This is a genomic window from Sagittula sp., from assembly GCF_052825245.1.
The window spans coordinates 24253-30836 of the sequence record NZ_JBRBWD010000043.1 but is presented as its reverse complement, the minus strand read 5'-3'; the positions used below and the strand labels follow the sequence as shown (position 1 = coordinate 30836).

Below are 6584 nucleotides of genomic sequence, written 5' to 3'. Positions count from 1 at the left end.
GGCTGCACCCCGGAGATGCCGCTGGGGGCGCTGATGGTGAGTTCGGAAGGGGCCTGCGCGGCCTACTACCAGTACGGCGGCGCCCGGGCGGCGGAACCGGCGGAATGAGGGGTTTCGCCGGGCTGGCGCCCGGCGATCCGCCGGGGGAGGCGCTGCCTCCCCCGGACCCCCTCCGAGGTATTTGGACCAAGATGAAGGGGCGGGGGCGGTTCTGGCCCCCGCGGGCGCCCCCGGATGCGGGCGGGGACAGGGAAGGCAGGACATGGCTTTGAGAGACACGCGGGTGACGCTGGCGCATGGCGGCGGCGGCAAGGCGATGCGGGACCTGATCGAGGAGGTGTTCACCGCCGTCTTCCAGCCGCCGGGCATGGAGGATCAGGCGCGGCTGGTGTCGGAGGCGCTGTGTGCGCCGGGGGCGCGGCTGGCCTTCACCACCGACAGCTTCGTCGTCGATCCGGTGGAGTTTCCCGGCGGCGACATCGGCAAGATCGCGGTCTGCGGCACGGTGAACGACCTTGCGGTGGGTGGCGCGCGGCCGCTCTGGCTGTCGGCGGCCTTCATCATCGAGGAAGGCTGCGAGGTGGCGCTGTTGCGGCGGATCGTGGCGTCGATGCAGCACGAGGCGGAGAATGCCGGGGTGCGCATCGTCACCGGCGACACGAAGGTCGTGGGGCGCGGCTCGGCGGACAAGGTGTTTGTCACGACCTCGGGCGTGGGGGTGATCCCGCCGGGCCGCGACCTTGCAGCCGAGCATGTGCGCCCCGGCGACGCGGTGCTGGTGAACGGGGTGCTGGGCGACCATGGTGCGGCGATCCTTGCGGCGCGGGGCGACATGGCGCTGTCGACCGACATCGTCTCGGACTGCCAGGGGCTGGGGCACCTGATGGAGGCGGTGCTGGCGGCGGCGCCCAACGCGCGGGCCTGCCGGGATGCGACGCGGGGCGGTATGGCCTCGGCGCTGAACGAGATCGCCGGAGCGGCGGGTGTGGCGGTGGAGATCGACGAGGACGCGCTGCCGCTCAGGGACGAGGTGAAGGGGATGTGCGAGATCCTCGGGCTCGACCCTCTGTACCTCGCCAACGAGGGAACGCTGGTGATCTTCGTCCCGGAGAACGAGGCGCAGGCGGCGCTCGCCGCGATGCGGGCCTTGCCGGAGGGGCGGGGCGCCGTGCAGGTGGGCCGCGCGCTGGACGGGCCGCCGGGCCGGGTCACCATGCGCACGCTCTTTGGTGGCAGCCGGATCGTCGACATGCTGGTGGGCGAGCAGTTGCCGCGCATCTGCTGAGGGATTGTCGCGCGGGCCGTCGCTTGCCATACCTGTCGGAGAGCATCACCGCCGAGGGCTGGGGGACTTTCCGAGATGTCACAGATTTCCGATCCGGCGGGCGCTGGGCGCTGGCTGCAGGACCCGGTGCACCGCGCGTATCTTATGGAGAATGCGCGGCGTCAGTTGCGGTTCTTCGACGGCACGTTGCGGGGCGACGGCGGGTTCGACGTGCTGGACCATGACGGCACACCCCTGCCGCGCGCCGGGCAGGAGCTGCACTACACGACGCGCATGGTGCATTCCTACGTGCTGGGCCGGGCCATCGGCCACCCCGGCGCGGACCGGATGATCGATGCGGGGATGGCCTTCCTTTTGACCCGGCACCGCGATGCGCAGCACGGCGGCTACCTGTGGTCGGTCGATGAGACCGGTGTCCATGACGGTCTGAAACTGGCCTATGGCCATGTCTTCGTCCTGCTGGCGGCGTCGAGCGCGAAGCTCGCCGGGCACCCGGATGCCGACCGGCTGATGGCCGATGTTGCGGAGGTGCTGGACCGGCACTACTGGGACGAGGCGGCGGGCCTCCACCGGGAGGAGTTCGCGCGCGACTGGCAGCCGATCTCCACCTATCGCGGCATGAACGCGAACATGCATTCGGTCGAGGCGATGCTGGCGGCCTTCGAGGTCACGGGCGATGCACACTGGCTGGAGCGGGCGGGCCGGGTGCTGGAGGTCTTTACCAACCGGATGCCGCGCGCCAACGGCTGGCGGGTGCCCGAGCATTACACCGAGGATTGGCAGGTCGATCCGGAGTACGCGGGCGACCCGATGTTCCGCCCGGCGGGCACCACGCCCGGCCATTCGCTGGAACTGGCGCGGCTGCTGCTGCAGCACTGGGACCTGGCGGGACGGCCCGCGGGCGACGCGCCGGAGCGTGCCCGGCGGCTGGCGGAGACCGCGCTGATCGACGCCTGGCGGGTCGACGGCGGCCTCGCCTACACGCTGAAACCGGGCGGCGAGGTGGACATCGGCGACCGCTACTGGTGGCCGGTGACCGAAGGCATCTGCGCGCTGGCGAGCCTGCTGAAGCTGGAGGGCCGCGACGGCGACGAGACCTGGTATCGCAGGCTCTGGCGGTTTGCCGACGCACGCTTCGTCGATCACGACCGGGGCGGCTGGTATCCGGAGCTCGACGACGACGGCGCGCCGGAGGGCCGCCAGTTCACCGGCAAGCCGGACATCTACCACGCGCTGCAGGCGGAGCTTTACCCGCTGGCGCCGAGGCTGTCGCGGCAGGTCGAAGGGCTGGGCACGCTGTAGGCGGGGCCAGCGGTGCAGCCCCGCCGGATGGTACCGTCTACTGTTTCGCCGCCCCTGCCACCGCGTCCGGGCCTGCCGGCAGAACAGTGGGGCAGTCCTCCTCGGTCGCGGAACGGAAAATCGCCTCGGCAACTTCGGATGCGCTGGTCGTCTCTTCCGGGGGATGGGCCTGCAGCGCGGCAAGCGATTTCTGCGCGAAATCGGCATAGGCCGGAGGGAACCAGCCGCCCCTGGCGACGCGTTCCTGGATATTGGCCGCAAAATTTGTCGCGGGCGCGAGGCCGGGAACCACGACCCTTGCCCTGATATCGAACTGGGCCAACTCACCGGCGGCAGATTCCGTCATCGCGACGACAGCGGCCTTGCTTGCCCGATAAACCGCAAGCAACGGAAGCGGCACGTAGATCGTGCTGGACGCCACGTTGACGATGGTGCCGGACCGGCGTTCGCGCATGGCCGGAAGCACGGCCTGCATCATCGCAATCGTTCCGAACAGGTTGGTCTCAAACACCTCGCGTGCCGTATCGAGCGGCGTGCCTTCGAGGGCGTTGAACCAGCCGATGCCGGCGTTGTTGACGAGGACGTCGATCTGTCCGGCCTGCGCAATCGCGTCGGCAATGGAATTTGCGTCCGTCACGTCGAGCGGCACAACATGGAGACGCTCGGACGCAGGCATCGTGTTGGCGGCGGGATTGCGCATGGTGGCGAAGACGGTCCAGCCCTTTTCAATGAAATACAGGGCGGTCTCGCGACCGAAGCCGGTCGAGCAGCCGGTGATGAGGACTGTGGGCATCTGATTATCCTTGGTGTCGATGGTGTCTGTGTGTAATATATGAGGGTTCCCTCAGCTTTGGTAATCGCATTATGAATCGTCCCAACCCGTCGCGCCTCAAGCCCAGAAAAGCACCGCAACAGGCGCGTTCAGCCGCGACCCTGGAGGCCATCCACACGGCCACTATTCAGGTTTTGATTTCCGAAGGTGTCGCGCGGCTGACGACAGCGCGGGTTGCCGAACGAGCCGGCGTTTCCATCGGCACGATGTATCAATATTATCCCCACAAGCAGGCGCTGCTGTTTGCCTTGGTCGAAAAGCAGCTTGGAACCGTTACCGATTTCATGCTGGCCGCCGCCGAGCAGTTGCGCGGGCGGGACGCGGAGACGATAGCCGAAGGGCTTGCCCTCGCCTGGCTCAATGCCAAGACCTCCGACTCCGAAGCGTTCCAGACGCTGTATGGCATTGCCGCCGAATTCGACCTGCAGGCCAGCATGGGGCGGGTACTCAGGCAGATGGCCGGGGAATTCTCGAGCCTGCTGGCGACGGCGCCCGACGCGCGTTTTGCCGACCGCGATGCGGTGGCCTTCATGCTGGCGGTGATGATCGGCGGGTCGGTGCGCATGGTCCTCGATGCTGCGGCCTCGCCGGAGAATCTGTCCCGCCTGCGCCAGGAACTGCCGCGCGCCTGCCGCGTCTATATCGTCGCGGCGCAGCAATAGCGGCCTCGGAAGACTGAAGTATTCGGTTGGACGCGAAGACCGAAACCGGGCAATTCGTCGTCCCGGGTGACATACCCTTTGACTGTGGCTCGACGACTTCCGCGAACCGTTCGGTCGGTTTGGTCATGTTCCCGTCCCTCCGAAGCCCCGATTGCGAGTAGGCGCCTCGCAGGCATGCGCGCGGAAACCAATGCGGGCCCGCGGGTGGGGACTTCGGAGAACGGATCCTGAAAAGAATTATATTTCAGGTAATTATCGTGCTCGTGTATTCCCCTTGGCGCACTTCGGACAGGGCCATGAACCAGTTCCGGTTACAGCGGGCGGTCAGCGCCGGATCGAGCTGCGCCAGATCATGTTGACCGGCAGCGTGACGCTGGTGGGCGTGCCGTCGCCGGGCGTGCTGTCGAGCGCGCCAAGCGCCGCGCGGGCGATGTCGCGGATCGGTTGGCGGAAGGTGGTCAGGCTGTAGGATTCCCATCCCGCCTGCTCGATGTCGTCGAACCCGATGACAGAGACGTCCTTCGGCACTTCCAGCCGGAAGCGCGTGCGTGCCGCGTCCATGACCCCGCAGGCGATCAGGTCGGTGGTGCAGAAGATGCCGTCGGGCCGTTCGCCCTGCGTGAGCAGCCGTGTCCCGAGGTCGAGGCCCGTCTGGTAGGAGGTGGGGCCGACTGCCGCCTCCGTGATCGCGACGCCTGCCGCTGCCGCGGCCTGCCGGAAACCCGCGGCGCGGTCCTCCAGGCTGGCGGTCCCGGCGCAGGAATTGGCCAGCGCGATCCGGCGACAGCCCGCCGCCGCCAGCGCCGCAAAGGCCTGCCGTCCGGCATTGGCATCCTCCAGCCGGATCATCAGCGAACCGGGCCGCTCCTCGTCGCGGTTGATGAGCACGAGTTTCATGCCGTTGCGGCGGCAGGTCTCGGCCAGCGACATGTCGGGCATCCCCGACAGCACGATGGCGGCGTCGGTGCGATAGGCGATGGCCTGCCGCAGCGCCTGCGCGACGCTGTCGTCGGACCGGTCGGTGTTGATCAGCAGGCCCACCTTGCCCGCCGCCTGAAGCTGTTCGGTCAGCGCGGCCAGCAGGGCAGAACGGTAGGGGGTGTTCATCTCGGCGGCGATCAGCGCGACCAGTCCGGTGTTGGAGGTGATCAGCCCCCGCGCCAGGTGGTTGACCTGGTAGCCAAGCTGCTCTGCCGCCGCCTCGATCCGGGCGCGGGTCTCCTTGGCTACCGAGGCGCCGGGCGTGAACGCGCGCGACACGGCGGTGCGGGAAACACCGGCAAGCTCGGCCACGTCCCGGGCGCTGACCTGTCGTTTCGTCATGTTCATTGCAATCCTGTGCAGCCCCCGAGCCCCGGCCAGGCAACCATAGTTTTGTGAAGGTTTCTTGACAACTGGCGATTCGGCCGACAACCTGATGCACAGGTGTGCAAAGCACCCGGCCCGGTAACCGCCGGGAACTAGGGAGGATGATATGAAGACTTTGAAATACGCCCTGATTGGGGGCGCGGCTTTCCTGCCCGCGGGCGCGATGGCCGCAGAGCTGAACCTGATCTGCTCGGCCGACGTGGTGATCTGCGAAAAGCTGGTGAGCGAGTTCGAGGCCAGCCATTCCGACATCGACGTGAACATGGTGCGCCTGTCCTCGGGCGAGGCCTATGCCAAGGTCCGGGCCGAGGGTCGCAACCCGCAGACCGACCTGTGGTGGGGTGGCACCGGCGACCCGCACCTGCAGGCCGCCCACGACGGGCTGACCGCGGAATACAAGTCGCCCATGCTGGAAGAGCTGCAGGACTGGGCGCAGGGCCAGGCGGAAACCTCGGAGTATCACACCGTGGGCGTCTATTCCGGCGCGCTCGGCTGGGGCTACAACAAGGACATCTTCGCCGAGAAGGGCATCAAGGCGCCGGAGTGCTGGTCCGACCTGCTCGACCCCGCGCTGAAGGGCGAGATCCAGATCGCCGACCCGAACTCCTCGGGCACGGCCTACACCACGCTCGCGACGCTGGTGCAGATCATGGGCGAGGACGAGGCGTTCGAGTTCCTCAAGAAGATGCACGCCAACGTCTCGCAGTACACGAAGTCCGGCTCCGCCCCGGTGAAGGCCGCAGCGCGCGGCGAAACGGGCCTTGGCATCGTGTTCCAGCATGACGCCGTCGCACAGGCGGTCGAAGGCTTCCCGGTCGAGGTCGGCTCCCCCTGCGAGGGCACCGGCTACGAGATCGGGTCCATGTCGCTGATCGAGGGCGCGCAGAACGAGGACTCCGCCAAGGTGTTCTACGACTGGGTGCTGACAGCGGAGGTGCAGAACATGATGCCGGAGGCAGGGTCCTTCCAGATCCCGTCGAACGCTTCGGCCACCCCGCCGAAGGAAGCGCCCGACCTGTCGAAGATCAAGCTGATCGACTACGACTTCGCCGAATTCGGCAGCGCGGAACGGCGCAAGGAACTGCTGTCCCGCTGGGATCAGGAGATCGGCAGCCTGCCGCTGCAATAAGCCGTC

Annotated in this window: 7 protein-coding genes; 5 read left to right on the top strand and 2 right to left on the bottom strand. The window is 67.6% G+C overall.

From position 1 onward, the window contains the following. From ACU0DV_RS18990 to ACU0DV_RS18980, 3 genes are all read left to right on the top strand, one after another. A partial coding sequence (locus ACU0DV_RS18990) for a hypothetical protein (RefSeq protein WP_446273561.1) occupies window positions 1-108 on the top strand: 108 nt, incomplete at its 5' end. A gap of 154 nt (window positions 109-262) precedes the next feature. Beyond that, window positions 263-1285 carry a hydrogenase expression/formation protein HypE gene (gene hypE, locus ACU0DV_RS18985; RefSeq protein ID WP_446240799.1) on the top strand — a complete coding sequence of 341 codons (1023 nt, stop codon included), beginning with the start codon at window positions 263-265 and terminating at the stop codon, window positions 1283-1285. 75 nt (window positions 1286-1360) lie between these two features. Continuing rightward, complete coding sequence (locus ACU0DV_RS18980) at window positions 1361-2587, top strand: AGE family epimerase/isomerase (RefSeq protein WP_446240800.1); 1227 nt, start codon at window positions 1361-1363, stop codon at window positions 2585-2587. Window positions 2588-2624: 37 nt separating this feature from the next. On the opposite strand, the gene ACU0DV_RS18975 is transcribed toward ACU0DV_RS18980, so the two are convergent. Then, window positions 2625-3380 carry an SDR family oxidoreductase gene (locus tag ACU0DV_RS18975; RefSeq protein WP_446240801.1) on the bottom strand — a complete coding sequence of 252 codons (756 nt, stop codon included), beginning with the start codon at window positions 3378-3380 and terminating at the stop codon, window positions 2625-2627. A 71-nt stretch (window positions 3381-3451) separates the two neighbouring features. Between ACU0DV_RS18975 and ACU0DV_RS18970 the strand changes: the two genes are divergently transcribed. After that, window positions 3452-4081, top strand: a complete 630-nt coding sequence (locus ACU0DV_RS18970; protein ID WP_446240802.1) for a TetR/AcrR family transcriptional regulator — start codon at window positions 3452-3454, stop codon at window positions 4079-4081. A gap of 324 nt (window positions 4082-4405) precedes the next feature. Here the strand turns inward: ACU0DV_RS18970 and ACU0DV_RS18965 are convergent, their stop codons facing one another. Continuing rightward, window positions 4406-5404, bottom strand: a complete 999-nt coding sequence (locus ACU0DV_RS18965; RefSeq protein ID WP_283980862.1) for a LacI family DNA-binding transcriptional regulator — start codon at window positions 5402-5404, stop codon at window positions 4406-4408. 151 nt (window positions 5405-5555) lie between these two features. Between ACU0DV_RS18965 and ACU0DV_RS18960 the strand changes: the two genes are divergently transcribed. Further along, entirely contained in the window at window positions 5556-6578 is a 1023-nt protein-coding gene (locus tag ACU0DV_RS18960; protein ID WP_446240803.1) for an ABC transporter substrate-binding protein, read from the top strand. Window positions 6579-6584 lie beyond the last annotated feature (6 nt).